The following is a 15337-nucleotide window of genomic DNA, read 5'->3' as shown; positions in this document are numbered from 1 at the left end:
CACGAGCACTGACCGCCAAATCCATCCACTGCCCCCTGCTGCACCGCAAAGGAATGCCCACCAATGAGCCTCACCCACGACAGCACCATCCGCGGATTCGCCTCGGACAACTATTCCGGGGTTCATCCCGAAATACTCGAGGCCATTGCCCGCGCCAATGGCGGCCATCAGGGTGCGTACGGCGATGACCATTACACCGCCAGGCTCGATGATCTGGCCCGTGATTCGTTCGGCTCGGAGGCAGCAATCTTCCCGGTCTTCAACGGCACGGGGGCCAACGTCATCGCCTTGCAGTCGCTGTTGCCCCGGTGGGGCGCCGTGATCTGCGCGGCCAGCGCCCACATCAATGTGGATGAGAATGGGGCTCCGGAACGCATCGGCGGCATGAAGCTGCTTCCCGTCCCGACGCCCGATGGCAAGCTCACCACGGACCTGATCGACCAGGAAGCCTGGGGGTGGGGCGATGAACACCGCGCGCAGCCCCTGGCCGTGTCCATCACCCAAGCCACCGAGCTGGGCACCGTGTACACCCCCCAGGAGATCGAGACGTTAACCGCGCACGCCCACGCCAAGGGGATGCGTGTCCATATGGACGGTTCGCGTTTGGGGAACGCTGCGGCCTCGCTGGGTGTTTCGTTACGCGAACTGACCACCGACGTTGGGGTGGACATCGTCTCCCTGGGTGGCACCAAGAACGGCATGCTGCTCGGCGAAGGCGTGCTGACCCTGCATGCCGAATTGGCGGCAGACATGAAGTACCTGCGCAAGATGAACATGCAACTGGGCAGCAAGATGCGCTTCATCTCCGCGCAGTTGCTCGAGCTATACGGTACCGACCTCTGGCACCGTTCGGCCTCCCACTCCAATGCCATGGCGGCACAACTTGCCGACGCGGTGCGCGCAACCCGGGGTGCCGAACTGGTCTATCCGGTGCAGGCCAATGGCGTGTTCGCCCAGCTTCCCAACCCCGTTGCCGACCGGCTAAGGGAGACGTTCCGCTTCTACGACTGGGATCGGGCGGCCGGACATGTGCGGTGGATGTGCTCGTTCGACACCGCAGAATCCGACGTGCAGGCGTTCACCGCGGCCTTGGCCACGGAACTGGCTGCCCACAGCGGCAAGTAGGCGGTTCCGGCGTGCCGTAACCTGTCGCCGGGAAGGGTGCGCTTTAGACTCGAAGTGTGAACCGCGAGCAACAGCGTCCCCCAGTTCCTCAGGCCTTCACCCAGGCCCTGGCGGGGCTGTCGCGCGCCAAGGTGCGACAGGAACTGCGCATTATCGAGATCCCCGCACCACAGCGCCTGGCACCTTTCGCCTTGGCCCTGAGCGGTGAGGTCACAGCGGTCGCCCATCCGCGACACGGCGAGTACGGCAAGGAGTTTTCCAGGACACCCTTTCTGAGCGTTGATCAGGATCTGGCCACCGGCCGTTTTATCCTGCTCTATGACCCGGAAAGCCAGGACCTGTGGAACGGGAACTTCCGGGTCGTGACCTACATCCGTGCTCGACTGGACGAGGACATGGGGCAGGATCCAATGCTGGCCTCGGTGGCCTGGAGCTGGTTCGAAGATGCCTTGCGTGGACGCGAAGCGCCATACCACTCGGCCGGAGGCACAGCCACCCGGGTGATCTCCGAGTCCTTCGGCCAGCTGGCGCACGAGGAGACCAGCGTCGACGTCGAATTGCGCGTATCATGGTCACCCTCCGGCACCGACCTCGGGCCGCACCTGAGCGCCTGGGCCGATATGGTCTGCACCTTTGCCGGCCTGCCACCGCTACCGGATGGTGTGCAGCAACTGCCGATGCGCCGCCTTAGCTGAGTTCCGGGTGCAGGCAGGCATATGATGGAAAGATCATGAGCAGTCCTGAAACCGAATCCACAGAGCCAGTACTCACCGATCTGACTGCCCCCAGCCAGGGCATTCCCGAAGTGATCAATACCGCCCCCGGGCTGGATCGCGCGGTGCGATCCCTCAAGGCCGGTCGTGGCGCATTGGCGGTGGATACCGAACGCGCCAGCGGGTTCCGCTACGGGCAACGAGCTTTCCTCATACAAATCCGTCGGGAAGGTTCCGGCACCTGGCTGGTGGATCCCGAGGTCCTGGATTCGCTTGATCCGCTGGCCCGATTCATGAACGGCGAATCCTGGGTATTACACGCCGCCACCCAGGATCTCCCCTGCCTGAACGACGAGGGATTGTATCCACCCGAGCTGTTCGACACCGAGTTGGCCGGTCGATTGGCCGGTTACCCCCGGGTCGCACTGGGTACCATGGTGGCCGAACATCTGAACCTCAAGCTTGCCAAGGAGCATTCCGCTGTCGATTGGTCTACCCGCCCGCTGCCGGAATCATGGCTGAATTACGCGGCACTTGATGTGGAAGTGCTCCTTGAGCTGCGCGACCGGGTCAGCGATGTGCTTGACCAGCAGCACAAGCTGGAATTCGCCCGGCAGGAGTTCGATTACCTGCTCCAGCTTCCTGCCCCTGAACCGGTTGCCGAACCGTGGCGCAGGCTCTCGGGCATCCACAAACTGAAGAACCGCCGTTCCCTGGCCATTGCGCGCGAGCTCTGGCTGGCACGCGAGGCACTGGCCAAGTCCCGCGATGTCGCCCCTGGACGCCTGCTGTCCGACTCGGCGATCATGGTGGCAGTGGAGCACCGGCCGGGCTCGGTACCGCAACTGCTGCAAACCCGTGGCTTCCACGGACGCAGCGCCAAACGTGATGCCCCGCGCTGGCTTGATGCCATCTCCCGAGGCAAGAGCAGCAATGACCTGCCCGACGTGCGCCAACACGGTAACGGCTTACCCAATCCGCGGGCATGGACCGAAAAGAACCCGAAGGCGGCAGAACGCCTGGGTGCCGCCAAGCCGCTGGTCACCGAGGTCGCCGAGGACTGGAACATCCCGGCCGAGAATCTGCTGACCCCGAAGTTCCTGCGCCAACTCTGCTGGGAACCACCCGCGGGCATTTCCGCCCACTCCGTGGACGAGGCGCTGGCCGAACTCGGCGCACGCCCGTGGCAGCGGGAACTCCTGTCGGCCAAACTTGCCGCGGTCTTGGCCAAATAGCCCTTACCCGGCTCCGGGCTGCCCGCAATCCGTCCCGGATACCCCTGCCCAGTGACGCAAGGCACTTGCGCTTCAAGTTACCGATGAGTAACGTATGTTGTGGGTCACATGATCTACGTCCTTCCGATGTATCGGACCAATGGAACACAACAAGGAGCCACAACGGTGAGTGCTAACGATCCGAGAGTGCACACGGCGCTGAGCGACCGCGACGTCGTCTTCATCGACGGGGTGCGCACCCCCTTCGGCAAGGCCGGTGACAAGGGCATCTACCACGGAATGCGGGCCGATGACCTGGCCGTGAAAACCGTGCGTGAGCTGCTGCGCCGCAACCCCAACGTACCGGCACAGAAGGTCGACGAAGTGGCCATGGCCGCCACCACGCAGACCGGCGATCAGGGACTGACCATCGGACGCACCGTCGGGCTGTTGTCGGGGCTGCCCAAATCGGTTCCCGGTTACGCCATCGACCGGATGTGCGCCGGGGCGATGACCGCGGTCACCTCAACGGCTGGCGGCATCGCCTTCGGTTCCTACGATGTGGTCATCGCCGGCGGTGTCGAGCATATGGGCAACCACCCGATGGGAGCCGGCGCCGATCCCAACCCGCGGTTCCTGGCCGAAAGGATCGTCGACCCACAGGCCTTGAACATGGGAAATACCGCCGAGAACCTGCATGATCGGTTCCCGGCAATCACCAAGGAACGCGCCGACCGGTACGCGGTATCCAGCCAGAGGAAATTGGCCGCCGCCTACGAGGCAGGCCAGATCCAGCCCGACCTGGTGCCGGTGGCTTCCCGTCGCCCGGGCGAAGGCTGGAAACTGAATACCGCCGATGAACCCCCGCGCCCCGGAACCACCCTCGAAGACCTGGCCGACCTGCGCACCCCCTTCCGCGCCCACGGCCGGGTCACCGCCGGCAACGCTGCAGGGCTCAACGACGGTGCAACCGCGGCACTGCTCACCAGTGGCCAGGCGGCACGCGAATTGGGCCTGGCAGCGAGAATGCGCATGGTCTCCTTCGCCTTCGCCGGCGTCGACCCCGATGTCATGGGCTACGGCCCGGTGCCGGCAACGGAGAAGGCCCTGGCCAAGGCCGGGCTCGGGATCCAGGACATCGGACTGTTCGAGATCAACGAGGCCTTCGCGGTCCAGGTGCTTTCCTTCCTGGACCACTACGGTATCGACCAGGACGACCCACGGGTCAACCGCTACGGTGGCGCCATTGCCGTGGGCCACCCGCTGGCCTCCTCCGGGGTTCGCCTGATGACCCAGCTGGCGCGCCAGTTCGCCGAGGACTCCTCGGTACGTTACGGGATCACCACCATGTGCATCGGCCTGGGTATGGGCGGCACGGTGATCTGGGAGAATCCGCATCACCAGGATTTTGGGACCGAGGCTTAGGAATTTGGACATGACACATGACTTTGCGGCTGTCGCCGAACTGATGAAAGACGAGATCGTCACCCATTCGCTGGCCGAGGAGATGACACTGCCCAGCGGCAAGACGATCGTGCTGATCACCCTCGACAACGGGCTGGATCACACGAAGCCGACGACCCTGGGGCCGAACTCGCTGCTGGAACTGCGCGAGGTCCTCACCGGTTTGAAGCAGCGCGCCGCCGCCGGCGAGATCGATGCGGTCGCCCTCACCGGCAAACCCTACTTCCTGGTTGCCGGGGCCGATTTGTCGGCGGTGAGCAACCTGAAACGGGCCGAGGACGCGCGGGCGATGGCCGCTCTGGGGCATGCCACCTACGACCTGCTGGCCGATCTGGGCGTTCCCACATTCAGTTTCATCAACGGCCTGGCCCTGGGCGGCGGTTTGGAAATCGCTTTGGCCTGCACCTACCGCACGGTTTCGGCGGCGGCCGGTGCCCTGGGGCTACCCGAGTCCTTCCTCGGGCTGATCCCCGGGTGGGCCGGGATTTACCGTCTGCCGCGGCTGATCGGCCCGGAGGCCGGGCTGAAGGTCATCATCGAAAACCCCTGGAACAACAACCGCACGCTGTCCGGTCCGGCCGCCTACAAGCTCGGCGTTGCCGACGCATTGTTCGAACCGGCTGATTTCCTGGAGCAGTCGCTGCAGTTTGCGGACTCCGTGCTGACCGGGGATCACGTGGTCCAGCGCCCCAATACCGTGGATGACTCCACCGTGGAAGGAGCAGCACGGTTCCAAGCCGCGGCCGAGGTTTCGTACAGGTTCATCGAAACCAAGGTTTCCGGTGCGGCACCGGCCCCCTACAAGGCCATCGAGGTCTTCCGCGCCGGAATCGGGCGCTCCCAGCGCGAATCGGCGCGCCTGGAAATCGATGCGCTGACCGAGATGATGGCCACTGCCCAGTTCCATAACACCATCTACGGGTTCCTTGATCTGGTGCAGCGCCGGTCCAAACGACCGGCCGGTGCCCCGGATGCCAAGCTGGCCCGCCCGGTCACGAAGGTGGGCGTAGTCGGCGCAGGACTGATGGCCAGCCAGCTGGCGCTGCTGTTTGTCCGACGCCTGCAGGTACCCGTCGTGCTCACCGACCTTGACCAGTCCCGGATCGACAAGGGTCTGGGATACATCCACGGGGAACTGGACAAGCAATTGGCCAAGGGACGCATGAGCCAGGACTCCGTGAACCGGGCCAAGGCCCTGGTCTCGGGGTCTATCACCAAGGACGTCTTCGCCGATGCCGACTTCGTGATCGAGGCGGTATTCGAGGAACTGTCGGTGAAGAAGCAGGTCTTTGCCGAAGTCGAGGACGTGGTCCGCCCGGACTGCATCCTGGCCACCAACACCTCCTCGCTATCGGTGACGGAAATGGGCCGGGACCTGAAGCATCCCGAACGGCTGGTCGGTTTCCACTTCTTCAACCCTGTCGCCGTCATGCCGCTGCTGGAGATCTCCGGCACCGAATGGACCGACGACTCGACCCTGGCCACGGCCTTCAGCATGGGCAAGACTCTGCGCAAAACCTGCGTGCGCACCGCCGATTCCGCTGCGTTCGTGGTCAACCGCGTGTTGCTGCGACTGATGAGCGAAGTCCAGGCCGCATTCGACGAAGGTACCGATGCGCTTACCGCCGATACGGCGCTGAAACCGATGGGTCTGCCCATGACTCCGTTCACGCTGTTGGCCATGGTCGGTCTGCCGGTGGCCCAACATGTCAACGAGTCGCTGAATGCCGCCTTCGGTGAACGATTCACCGTCTCGAAAAATCTGCAGTCGCTGATCGACCACCAGATCAAGGCGTTGTGGATCGAGGACCAGAACGGACAGCAAGTCATCGATCCGAAGGCGACCTCGGTCATGGAATTCGGAAACAACCCGTCCTCGGCCGAGCAGGTGCTCATCCGGGTCCAGGATGCGTTGGCGCAGGAAATCGGCCTGTTGCTGGACGAAGGCGTGGTCGCCGAGCCGCAGGACGTGGATTTGTGCATGATTACCGGGGCCGGCTGGCCTCTGCATCTGGGCGGGATCACCCCTTACCTGGACCAGGTGGGTGCGTCCGAACGCGTGAACGGGAAGAAGTTCCACAGCTGACCCACACGCTACCCATGTGCCAAGGCACCCGGTGCAGCCGAATCGACGCGGCCTGCACCGGGTGCATTTCGGTTGCCGGCGAATCCTCTGCCAAGATGGAACATATGACTGAAGTACCTCACCCAGCGCGCCGCACCATCATGTGCGCCGCCACCCTTTTGGGAGCCACCGCCACACTCGCTGCCTGCGGAAACGGAGAATCCGAAGCCCCGGTCAACACCCCCGCCCCGATTCCGCAACCCATGGGCGAGGGTCAGGCTGTATTGTCCGCCGAGCAATTGCCGGTCCTGTCCCGTGCCCAGGTGGCCGCGAAGGACCCCGCGACCGGCCACGATATCGGGGTGCTGCTCTTCCGCAAGGACGAGCAGACCGTGCTGGCCTACTCCAACATCTGTACCCACCAGGGATGCGCGGTTGGTGTCAAGTCCCCCTCCAAGGACGACTTCTACTGCGCCTGCCACGGATCGCATTTCGAGCCCGATGGGGGAACCGCCACCGCGGGACCTGCCATGGGAGCATTGGTCCGCTACGGGTGCGCCATCGAGGGGCCGGATATCGTAGTTTACATTCCGGTCGAGGACGCCTAGACGGACGCGGGCGGGGACCCCGACCGCCGGAAATCCACCACGGTTCACAGCTTGGCCTGCCAAGATTATCGTATGAATAATTCGACGCCGCCCACCCGACGACTGGTTCTGGGCTCATCCGCGCTATTGGGCGGCACCGCCCTGATCACTGGTTGCGAGGGCACCTCCTCCCCCGCGCCTGCAACGGGCATCCCTTCACCCGCCGCAAGCGCACCCGAACCGTCCGGCGCTGGGCTGCCTGTCCTGCCCGCCGCCGAACTACCCGTCGGTTCCCGGCGGTCGGTCAAACTCACCGATCCGGACAGTGGCCGTGAACCCACAGTGCTGGTGTACCGCAGCACCGAACAGGACGTGGTGGCCTACTCCAATGAATGCCCGCACCAGGGGTGCGCGGTGAGCGGAGACTCCCCCGGCGAGGAGTTCCGCTGCCCCTGCCATGGATCGCGTTTTGCGCTGGCCGACGGTTCGGTTTTGGCCGGCCCTGCGCGAACGGGCCTGACCCGGTATGCGGCAGTCATCAGGGACGGGCAGGTCCTCGTTTTCCTCGGCGAATAGAACCGCGCAGGGCCTTGGCACGTCAGAACAGGGCCACGGCAGGTGGCGCGGCGAAAATTCCGTCCAGTTCGGCCCGTTCGGCTTCCGTGGGCACCCACCGCACCGCTTCGGCGTTGGCCCTGATCTGCTCGGGACGGGTCGCGCCTGCGATGACCGAGGCAACCGGTGTCTGTGCCGCCAACCAGGAAAACGCCAGTTGGATCGGGCTCAGGTCGCGTTCGGCAGCGAAGGAGGCGAACTTCTCCAATTGGTCGAAGTCGCTGGTCTGGACCAAATGCTGTCGGGCATGGGTCAGCCGGCTGCCTTGCGGGGCATGGCCCTTGGAGTACTTGCCCGTCAACAACCCATTGGCCAGCGGGAAGTAGGGAAGGACCCCTAAACCGAACTCCCTGGCCGCGGGTAATACCTCCAGTTCGGCCCTGCGGTCGATCAGGTTGTAGTGGTTCTGTGCCGAAATGAATCGCTCGGTGCCCATCTGCCGGGCCACGTATTCGGCTTGGGCGATCTGCCACCCGGTCCGGTTCGAATGTCCGATATATCGGACCTTGCCCGAGGCCACCAGGTCGTTGAGCGCACTCAGGGTTTCCTCGATGGGGGTGTTCGGGTCCGGCGTATGGAATTGGTAGAGGTCGATGTGCTCGGTTTGCAGTCGCCGCAGCGAGGCTTCCACGGCCCGGACGATATAGCGTCGGGAACCACGCGCACCGAAATCCGCGCCATTGACCCCTCCCATGTCCATTCCGAATTTGGTGGCCAGCACCACCTCATCGCGCCGCCGACCCAGGGCGCGGCCGATCCTCTCCTCCGACAAACCGGGCCGCTTTCCGTAGGTGTCGGCGACATCGAACAACGTGATGCCGGCGTCCAGTGCCGCGTTGATCACCTCGTTGGTGCCAGCCTGGCTTTCGGTGGCCGTGCCGGCACGGCCCAGGTTGTTGCACCCCAAACCAACGACCGATACGCTCAGGCCACTACGGCCCAGCTGGCGGAATTCCATCTCTACCCCTCTTCTTCCATAGTCCGTGCCGCGCGGTAGGTGCCGACACTCACTTCCAACCTAACCCCTGATCAGTGACTTCGAACTTATTAACGTCAAAATTCACTTCATTGCATATTTATCCATTAGACTGGGGGCATGTCTAAAGTCCTCACCAATCTCCCTGTTGGCGAACGCGTCGGTATCGCCTTTTCCGGCGGCCTCGACACCTCGGTCGCAGTCGCCTGGATGCGTCACAATGGCGCCATTCCCTACACCTACACCGGTGACCTCGGTCAGTACGACGAGCCGAATATCGATGCAGTCCCGGATCGCGCCCTGGAGTACGGCGCCGAAGCCTCACGCCTGGTGGACTGCAAGCCGGCGCTCGTCGAGGAAGGTTTCGCCGCACTGGCCTGCGGTGCCTTCCATATCCGTTCGGGTGGCAAGTCCTATTTCAATACCACCCCACTGGGCCGTGTCGTCACCGGCACGTTGCTGGTCCGCGCCATGCGCGAGGACGGAGTGGACATCTGGGGCGACGGGTCGACCTACAAGGGCAACGACATCGAGCGCTTCTACCGCTACGGACTGATGGCCAATCCTCGCCTGCACATCTACAAGCCCTGGCTTGACCCGAATTTTGTCACCGAACTGGGCGGGCGCCAGGAAATGAGCGAGTGGATGGTGGCCCACGGCTTCCCGTACCGCGATTCGGCTGAGAAGGCCTACTCCACCGATGCCAATATCTGGGGTGCGACCCACGAGGCCAAGACCCTGGAACTGCTGGACACCTCGCTGGAATCCGTTGAACCGATCATGGGCGTGAAGTTCTGGGACGATGCCGTCCAGATCAAGAGCGAAGACGTCAGCGTCACCTTCGAGGCCGGCCGACCGGTAGCGATCAACGGGCAGGAATTCGACAGTCCGGTGGCCTTGGTCAACGAAGCGAACCTCATCGGCGGCCGTCACGGCCTGGGTATGAGCGACCAAATCGAAAACCGAATCATCGAGGCGAAGTCCCGCGGTATCTACGAGGCACCCGGCATGGCGCTGCTGTTCATCGCCTACGAGCGCCTGGTCAACGCCATCCACAACGAGGACACCGTCGCCAGCTACCACAATGAAGGCCGCCGCCTGGGCCGCCTGATGTACGAGGGCCGCTGGCTGGACCCGCAGTCGCTGATGCTGCGCGAGTCGATCCAGCGCTGGATCGGTTCGGCCATCACCGGAACCGTGACCCTGCGCCTGCGCCGCGGTGACGACTACACGATCCTGGACACCGCCGGTGAGAACCTGAGCTACCACCCGGACAAGCTGTCGATGGAACGCGTCGGCGACGCGGCCTTCGGCCCGCTGGATCGTATCGGACAGCTGACCATGCGCAACCTGGACATCGCCGATTCCCGTGGCCGTCTGGAACAGTACGCGAACCTGGGCCTGGTTGGCGGGCACACCGCGGACCTGGTCGGTGCCCTGGAGACCGGTGGTGCCGAGGCCATCGCCGATGTCACCCCTGTCGCCGGGAATGAATTGGCGCAGGACCGCATCATCGAAAGCGCCGCTTTCGATGCCGGTACCGACTAGTTTCGGACCGAATCAGGCCAGTGGGGCCGGGATCGTCTACCTGATGATCCCGGCCCCACTTTTTGGTGCCGCACTGCTGTCCCGTGACACGGTATTGCCGGAGACGGAACGGATGGAACCGCCACTGCGCCGGAGCAGGTGTGTAGCCAGGCCGTTGCCGTGACCGGAGGCGGACGCGAAAAGCCCACGCCCAGACCCCAGGGCTCCCGTTTCAGGGGCCAGGCGGGCGCGTGTCTTCACCCGCCACGGGCCAGACCGGTCCGCCTCCGCCCTTAGGCTCCCGTACGTCTGCCCATAAGCCCGGTCACCAGCCGTTGAGCACGGCCAGCGATTGCAGGGCCAGCATGAATCCGATCAACGAGATCATGCGCAATGATCCATGGATCAGCTTTCCGCCGCGGCCTTCCCGGGACGGCAGCTTGAACGCCTCGTCGGCCAGCCAGGTGACCAGGGTCGTGAGCGTACCGACCAGCGCCTTCTGCTCCTCGGGCAGGTCCATGAGTCTGGCCAATGCGATGCCCAGCACGATGCCGAGAACGAGCTGGCCGGTGGTCAGCAGCGCTTTCCGGTGGCCCGGCCACCACTGGCGCCAGTGATCCGCTGCGGTTCTACCTGTCATCCGGTTCATTGGTCGATCCTGCGCCCGGCCCTAGGCGGAGACCAGGCCCACCAGCGAACTGACCGAGATGGTGAAGCCGATCAACGCCACGAGTTTGAGCAGCAAACCGATCCGCCCGGCCGTGCGCAGATTCCTGCTCGAGAAGTCCACCCCGTGTTCGATAACCCAGGCCACGATGCTGATGACCACACCGGTCAGCGCCAGTTGCGCGGCGGGCAGGTCGATGACCGAAGCCAGCCCCAAACCGAGGATGACACCGATGCTGGCCTGGAACACCAAGTGCATCGGTGTGCGGCTTTCCCCCAGACGCGATGTCTTGCGCCCGGTGCCGCGATCGTGCGAATTGCTCTGCAACATGTCTCCTCTTAGCTCGGGATGGGCCGAAACCGGCCGGGATTAGTCCAGCGAGAACGGCTTGGGTGGCAGCGGGTGGACCACCTTGGCGCGGTCCAGTCCGTCGTAGGCGGCGGTGGCAATGGTCATCTTGGTGAAGTCCAGTTTCGCTTCGCGGATGCAGACCTTGACGGCGGCCACGGCCAGCTTGGGTGCCGGGGACAGGATGCGCAGGTTCAGCTTGAAGCGGGCGAAGTCGCTGGATTCGACGGTACCCAGCCCGCGCCAGGCCAGGTGGGAGGTGAGCGCGTCGCTGGCCTTGTGCTCCAGGTAGCGGTCCCGTTCGGTGCCTGTCGCGCTCTTCAATGCGTACTGGACGATGATCCATGACTGCTGCTCGGCGGGGATCTCGGCGTACCCGTCCTCGGCGCATTGTTCCAGGAAGCCGGCGAACAATTCGTCGGCCCGGTCCATATCGACATCCTGCACCGTGCTGGTCTTCGACTGGTGTCCCACGGTGCCGTGGTTGATCACGAACTGGCCCAGGTCCTCGTTCTCGAACTGCTGGTACCAGGCCTCGCGGAACTGCAATTCGTTCTTCTCGTTCTCGCGGTAGGTACGGATGATCGCCATGTTTGGGTCCTTTGCGGGTCGTGGAATTCAGCGTTGGGTCGACAGCTTGCTGGCCCTGTCGAGCCACTGCCGTCGAAAGTCCTGGTTGAAGGGCGGCTCGTTGGTGTGCACACGGGCCAGGAGCTCATCGGCGGCCGTACGCATCGAAGATTGGAGCTCCTGGGGGTAGCGCATCTGGCGCGCATGGTCGATGAACTCGTCCTCGTCGTCCAGGTACAGCCCGCGGGACCCCGAGCGGATGACGTCCAGGTCCATGTCGATGGAGTTGACCTCCCAGCCGCCGGTGGGAAGCGGCTGCCAGCCGATCCTGGTGGACACGTCCAGATACAGGTCCATGTCCACGGCGTCGCTTGCGTAGAAGGTCCCCAACCAGGATCCTTCACGGGGAACCAGGCACAGGGCGGCGCAGTCGGCCAGGTGGGCCCGTCCGGGCCGGGAGACCAGCGAGCCCTCGGGCTGGTGGATCCAGTAGCCGTGCTCGTCGGAACCGAGCAGGTACCCGGGAACCACCCAGTGCGGGGCGCCGTTGTACTTCCAGGCCCGGGCGACGACCAGCTCGCCGGGGACAGAGGTGGACGGGTGCCGTGGCAACCCGTCGGGGCAGGCGTTGGCGCTCACAGCTTGGGGATCTGTCCGGTGGGCAGGTCCTGGCCCGGCAATGGGCGGGCGAAGGGGACCTTGGTCCCCAGCACCTGGGCCAGGGTGTCCTGGGCGACCTGCTGGGCGGTGAGTCCGACGCGTTCAAGCACCTCGGCGCGGGTTCCATGGGCCAGGAACTCGGTGGGAAGGCCCACCTCGTTCAGTGCCGTATCCACCCCGGCGGCACGCATTTCGGTGCGCAGCCGCGAGCCGATGCCGCCGGCGCGCACCCCATCCTCGATACAGACCACGATGCGGTGCCGCGCGGCCAGGGACACCACGGCCTGCGGGATGGGCAGGACCCAGCGCGGGTCGATGACGGTGACCGAGACCCCCTGGCTGTCCAGCCGTTCGGCGACATCCAGTGACAGTTCGCTCATCGCCCCGATCGAGACGATCAGCACATCCGGGGCGGACCGGTCCCCCATCCGGGCCAGGACGTCGATCCCGCCGGGCAACCGGTCAACTGCCTCGATTTCCGGGCCGACCGTGCCCTTGGAGAAGCGCACCACGCTGGGAGCATCCTCGATCGCCAGGGCCTCACGCAGTTCCTCGCGCAGCCGGGTGGCGTCACGCGGTGCGGCCAGATGCAGGTTCGGGATGATCTGGGTCAACGCCATATCCCACATACCGTGGTGGCTCGGCCCGTCCGGCCCGGTGACTCCGGCACGATCCAGCACGATGGTCACTCCGGCCTTGTGCAGGGCCACATCCATCAGCAGCTGGTCGAAGGCGCGGTTCAGGAAGGTGGCGTAGACGCAAACCACCGGGTGCAGACCGCCGAAGGCCAGACCGGCGGCGGTGGTCATGGCATGCTGTTCGGCGATGCCCACGTCGATGACACGCGAGGGGAAGGCGTCGGCCATTTTCTTCAATCCCACCGGCTGCAGCATCGCCCCGGTAATCGCCACGATATCCGGGCGTTCGGCGGCGATACGGGCGATTTCCTCGCCGAACACGTTGGTCCAGGACTGCGCCCCGCTGGTGGCCACCGGCACACCGGTCTGCGGGTCGATCACCCCCACCGCGTGGAACTGGTCGGCCTCGTCGCTGACCGCCGGGGCGTAACCGTGGCCCTTTTCGGTCAGCGCGTGCACCAGCACCGGGCCGGCGAACTGCCGGGCCTGGAGCAGGGCCTCCTCAACGGCCGCCTGGTTGTGCCCGTCGATCGGGCCGATGTACTTCAGCCCCAGGTCCTCGAACAGCCCCTGCGGCGCCCACCAGTCCTTGATGCCCTTCTTGGTGGCATGCAGGGACTTGTAGGTGAACTTGCCCATCGGCCCCGAGTCCTTGAGCTTGCCCTTGAGCTTGTCCATGGCGGTTTCGTAGGCCGGATGGGTGCGCACCTTGTCCAGTTGCTGGCGCAATCCGGAGAGCTGGTTGGCCAGCCCGCCGATGGTCGGTGCGTAGGAGCGGCCGTTGTCATTAACGACGATCACGGCCTTGCGGTCCTTGTCCGCGGCGATGTTGTTGACTGCTTCCCAGGCCATCCCGCCGGTCAGGGCGCCGTCGCCGACCAGGGCCACCGCATAGCGTTCGTCTTGCCCGTTCAGCGCATAGGCGCGGGAGATCCCGTCGATCCAGGACAGCGAGGAGGAGGCGTGGGAGGATTCGACGATGTCGTGTTCGGATTCGGCACGGTCCGGGTAGCCGGACAGGCCGCCCTGCTGGCGCAGCGTGGAAAAGTCCTGGCGCCCGGTGAGCAGCTTGTGCACATAGGACTGGTGGCCGGTGTCGAAAACGATGGAATCGGTCGGCGAGTCGAACACCCGGTGGATGCCCAGGGTCAGTTCCACCACGCCCAGGTTGGGTCCGAGGTGGCCGCCGGTCCGTGCCACGTTGTCGATCAGGAAGCCGCGGATCTCGGCGGCAAGTTCCTCAAGTTGTTCCAGGGTCAGCGCCCGCAAATCGGCAGGCTTCTTGATGGCCTTCAATAAAGACACTTACATCCCCTTCACATACTCGTCCTCGGTGGACCGGCAAAGTCCCCGCGAAACCTTAAGTGTAGCTTTGCCGGACCACTTCATTATCCGCCACCGGTACGCGGCACGGCGAATTGACGGGCCATGAGTTTGGCTACGCCGCGGGACTTCCCCTATCCAGCCGGACAGCGGCGGAACCGCACGGCCCACGGTGCTGGTCTTGCGCCTCGGAGTTCCGTGCCCGGCGCTGCTAGTAGACGTGGATGCTTCCGCCGTATCCCGGGGGTAGTCCGTGCCCCGAGGCCCAACCGGCCAGCAGCTCGTAGACCTCGGCCGTGGTCAGCGACTGGTCGCCGATGACATCCTGGTCCGGGGCGCTGGAGAGCCTGTCGGCCCGGACTCCGCGGCCCAGACGCATGTTGTAGGACCGCCCCTCGGCGATGATCGCCAGCTCCAGGCTGAGGTTCCCGTCGTTCAGGCGCTGACCCTGGGCGTAGCAGGTCACCGGGGCGTCGTCCTCGATCTGGTACATCTGCCCCGGCCCGGAGGCAAGGGCCAGCACATCGGCAAGCTGTTCGATCGATTCAAGGTGCGTCCACGGCGGCTCGTTCCCGGCCCACCAGTACAGCTCGCGGACCGGTTCATGGGCGGCCAGCAGGAGATTGAGTTCGTCGGTTTCATACCAGGCGCGGCCCTGCCCCAGCTGCAGGTCACGGGTGATGTGTAGGAGATTTCGCATGACCCGAGACTACCCGCGGACACCGACATTTGGCTTTGCCCGGGCGCAGACCCCTGCACCGGGCATTTTTCCTTCCCCCACCGGGCTCCGGTGGGTAAACTGTGCCTACCTCGGGCGCCGCGACAGGTGTGCCCGCTGGTAGCCA

Annotated in this window: 15 protein-coding genes; 8 read left to right on the top strand and 7 right to left on the bottom strand. The window is 64.7% G+C overall.

Features of this window, described 5'->3' with window-relative positions:
* Positions 1-63: 63 nt before the first annotated feature.
* The 7 genes from OK351_RS03100 to OK351_RS03070 all read left to right on the top strand — a co-directional run bounded on the left by OK351_RS03100 (position 64) and on the right by OK351_RS03070 (position 7744).
* Positions 64-1125, top strand: coding sequence for a threonine aldolase family protein (locus OK351_RS03100; protein WP_265155896.1), 1062 nt, complete (start codon positions 64-66; stop codon positions 1123-1125).
* 56 nt (positions 1126-1181) lie between these two features.
* Positions 1182-1820 carry a DUF3000 domain-containing protein gene (locus OK351_RS03095; protein WP_265155895.1) on the top strand — a complete coding sequence of 213 codons (639 nt, stop codon included), beginning with the start codon at positions 1182-1184 and terminating at the stop codon, positions 1818-1820.
* A 35-nt stretch (positions 1821-1855) separates the two neighbouring features.
* Complete coding sequence (locus OK351_RS03090) at positions 1856-3073, top strand: HRDC domain-containing protein (RefSeq protein ID WP_265155894.1); 1218 nt, start codon at positions 1856-1858, stop codon at positions 3071-3073.
* A gap of 165 nt (positions 3074-3238) precedes the next feature.
* A complete protein-coding gene (locus OK351_RS03085) occupies positions 3239-4477 on the top strand; it encodes a thiolase family protein (protein WP_265155893.1) in 1239 nt (412 codons plus the stop codon).
* A gap of 10 nt (positions 4478-4487) precedes the next feature.
* Complete coding sequence (locus OK351_RS03080) at positions 4488-6602, top strand: 3-hydroxyacyl-CoA dehydrogenase NAD-binding domain-containing protein (protein WP_265155892.1); 2115 nt, start codon at positions 4488-4490, stop codon at positions 6600-6602.
* 104 nt (positions 6603-6706) lie between these two features.
* Positions 6707-7189, top strand: a complete 483-nt coding sequence (locus OK351_RS03075) for a Rieske (2Fe-2S) protein (RefSeq protein WP_265155891.1) — start codon at positions 6707-6709, stop codon at positions 7187-7189.
* Between the two features lie 72 nt (positions 7190-7261).
* Complete coding sequence (locus OK351_RS03070; protein WP_265155890.1) at positions 7262-7744, top strand: Rieske (2Fe-2S) protein; 483 nt, start codon at positions 7262-7264, stop codon at positions 7742-7744.
* A 22-nt stretch (positions 7745-7766) separates the two neighbouring features.
* Here the strand turns inward: OK351_RS03070 and OK351_RS03065 are convergent, their stop codons facing one another.
* On the bottom strand, positions 7767-8741 hold the full coding sequence (locus tag OK351_RS03065; protein ID WP_265155889.1) for an aldo/keto reductase: 975 nt from the start codon (positions 8739-8741) through the stop codon (positions 7767-7769).
* 138 nt (positions 8742-8879) lie between these two features.
* Between OK351_RS03065 and argG the strand changes: the two genes are divergently transcribed.
* Complete coding sequence (gene argG / locus OK351_RS03060; protein WP_265155888.1) at positions 8880-10307, top strand: argininosuccinate synthase; 1428 nt, start codon at positions 8880-8882, stop codon at positions 10305-10307.
* Between the two features lie 304 nt (positions 10308-10611).
* On the opposite strand, the gene OK351_RS03055 is transcribed toward argG, so the two are convergent.
* From OK351_RS03055 to OK351_RS03030, 6 genes are all read right to left on the bottom strand, one after another.
* Positions 10612-10926, bottom strand: a complete 315-nt coding sequence (locus tag OK351_RS03055) for a hypothetical protein (RefSeq protein WP_265155887.1) — start codon at positions 10924-10926, stop codon at positions 10612-10614.
* A gap of 30 nt (positions 10927-10956) precedes the next feature.
* Positions 10957-11283 (bottom strand): hypothetical protein, encoded by a 327-nt coding sequence (locus tag OK351_RS03050; protein ID WP_265155886.1) that lies wholly within the window; start codon positions 11281-11283, stop codon positions 10957-10959.
* Between the two features lie 39 nt (positions 11284-11322).
* Positions 11323-11892 carry a hypothetical protein gene (locus OK351_RS03045; protein ID WP_265155885.1) on the bottom strand — a complete coding sequence of 190 codons (570 nt, stop codon included), beginning with the start codon at positions 11890-11892 and terminating at the stop codon, positions 11323-11325.
* A gap of 27 nt (positions 11893-11919) precedes the next feature.
* Positions 11920-12510 carry a YgaC family protein gene (locus tag OK351_RS03040; RefSeq protein ID WP_265155884.1) on the bottom strand — a complete coding sequence of 197 codons (591 nt, stop codon included), beginning with the start codon at positions 12508-12510 and terminating at the stop codon, positions 11920-11922.
* Entirely contained in the window at positions 12507-14474 is a 1968-nt protein-coding gene (gene dxs, locus OK351_RS03035) for a 1-deoxy-D-xylulose-5-phosphate synthase (protein ID WP_265155883.1), read from the bottom strand. Before dxs ends, OK351_RS03040 begins: the two co-directional genes overlap by 4 nt.
* Positions 14475-14703: 229 nt before the next feature.
* On the bottom strand, positions 14704-15192 hold the full coding sequence (locus tag OK351_RS03030; RefSeq protein WP_265155882.1) for a hypothetical protein: 489 nt from the start codon (positions 15190-15192) through the stop codon (positions 14704-14706).
* Positions 15193-15337 lie beyond the last annotated feature (145 nt).

This window comes from Glutamicibacter sp. MNS18 (assembly GCF_026107515.2).
GTDB lineage: Bacteria > Actinomycetota > Actinomycetes > Actinomycetales > Micrococcaceae > Glutamicibacter.
This window is presented reverse-complemented; position numbering and strand designations above follow the sequence as displayed.

Excerpts from the sequence above, each read along its gene's own strand:
- OK351_RS03100 (WP_265155896.1), top strand. The coding sequence starts at position 64 with ATGAGCCTCACCCACGACAGCACCATCCGCGGATTCGCCTCGGACAAC.
- OK351_RS03090 (WP_265155894.1), top strand. The coding sequence starts at position 1,856 with ATGAGCAGTCCTGAAACCGAATCCACAGAGCCAGTACTCACCGATCTG.
- OK351_RS03080 (WP_265155892.1), top strand. The coding sequence starts at position 4,488 with ATGACACATGACTTTGCGGCTGTCGCCGAACTGATGAAAGACGAGATC.
- OK351_RS03075 (WP_265155891.1), top strand. The coding sequence starts at position 6,707 with ATGACTGAAGTACCTCACCCAGCGCGCCGCACCATCATGTGCGCCGCC.
- OK351_RS03070 (WP_265155890.1), top strand. The coding sequence starts at position 7,262 with ATGAATAATTCGACGCCGCCCACCCGACGACTGGTTCTGGGCTCATCC.
- OK351_RS03065 (WP_265155889.1), bottom strand. The coding sequence starts at position 8,741 with ATGGAATTCCGCCAGCTGGGCCGTAGTGGCCTGAGCGTATCGGTCGTT.
- argG (WP_265155888.1), top strand. The coding sequence starts at position 8,880 with ATGTCTAAAGTCCTCACCAATCTCCCTGTTGGCGAACGCGTCGGTATC.
- OK351_RS03055 (WP_265155887.1), bottom strand. The coding sequence starts at position 10,926 with ATGACAGGTAGAACCGCAGCGGATCACTGGCGCCAGTGGTGGCCGGGC.
- OK351_RS03050 (WP_265155886.1), bottom strand. The coding sequence starts at position 11,283 with ATGTTGCAGAGCAATTCGCACGATCGCGGCACCGGGCGCAAGACATCG.
- OK351_RS03045 (WP_265155885.1), bottom strand. The coding sequence starts at position 11,892 with ATGGCGATCATCCGTACCTACCGCGAGAACGAGAAGAACGAATTGCAG.
- OK351_RS03030 (WP_265155882.1), bottom strand. The coding sequence starts at position 15,192 with ATGCGAAATCTCCTACACATCACCCGTGACCTGCAGCTGGGGCAGGGC.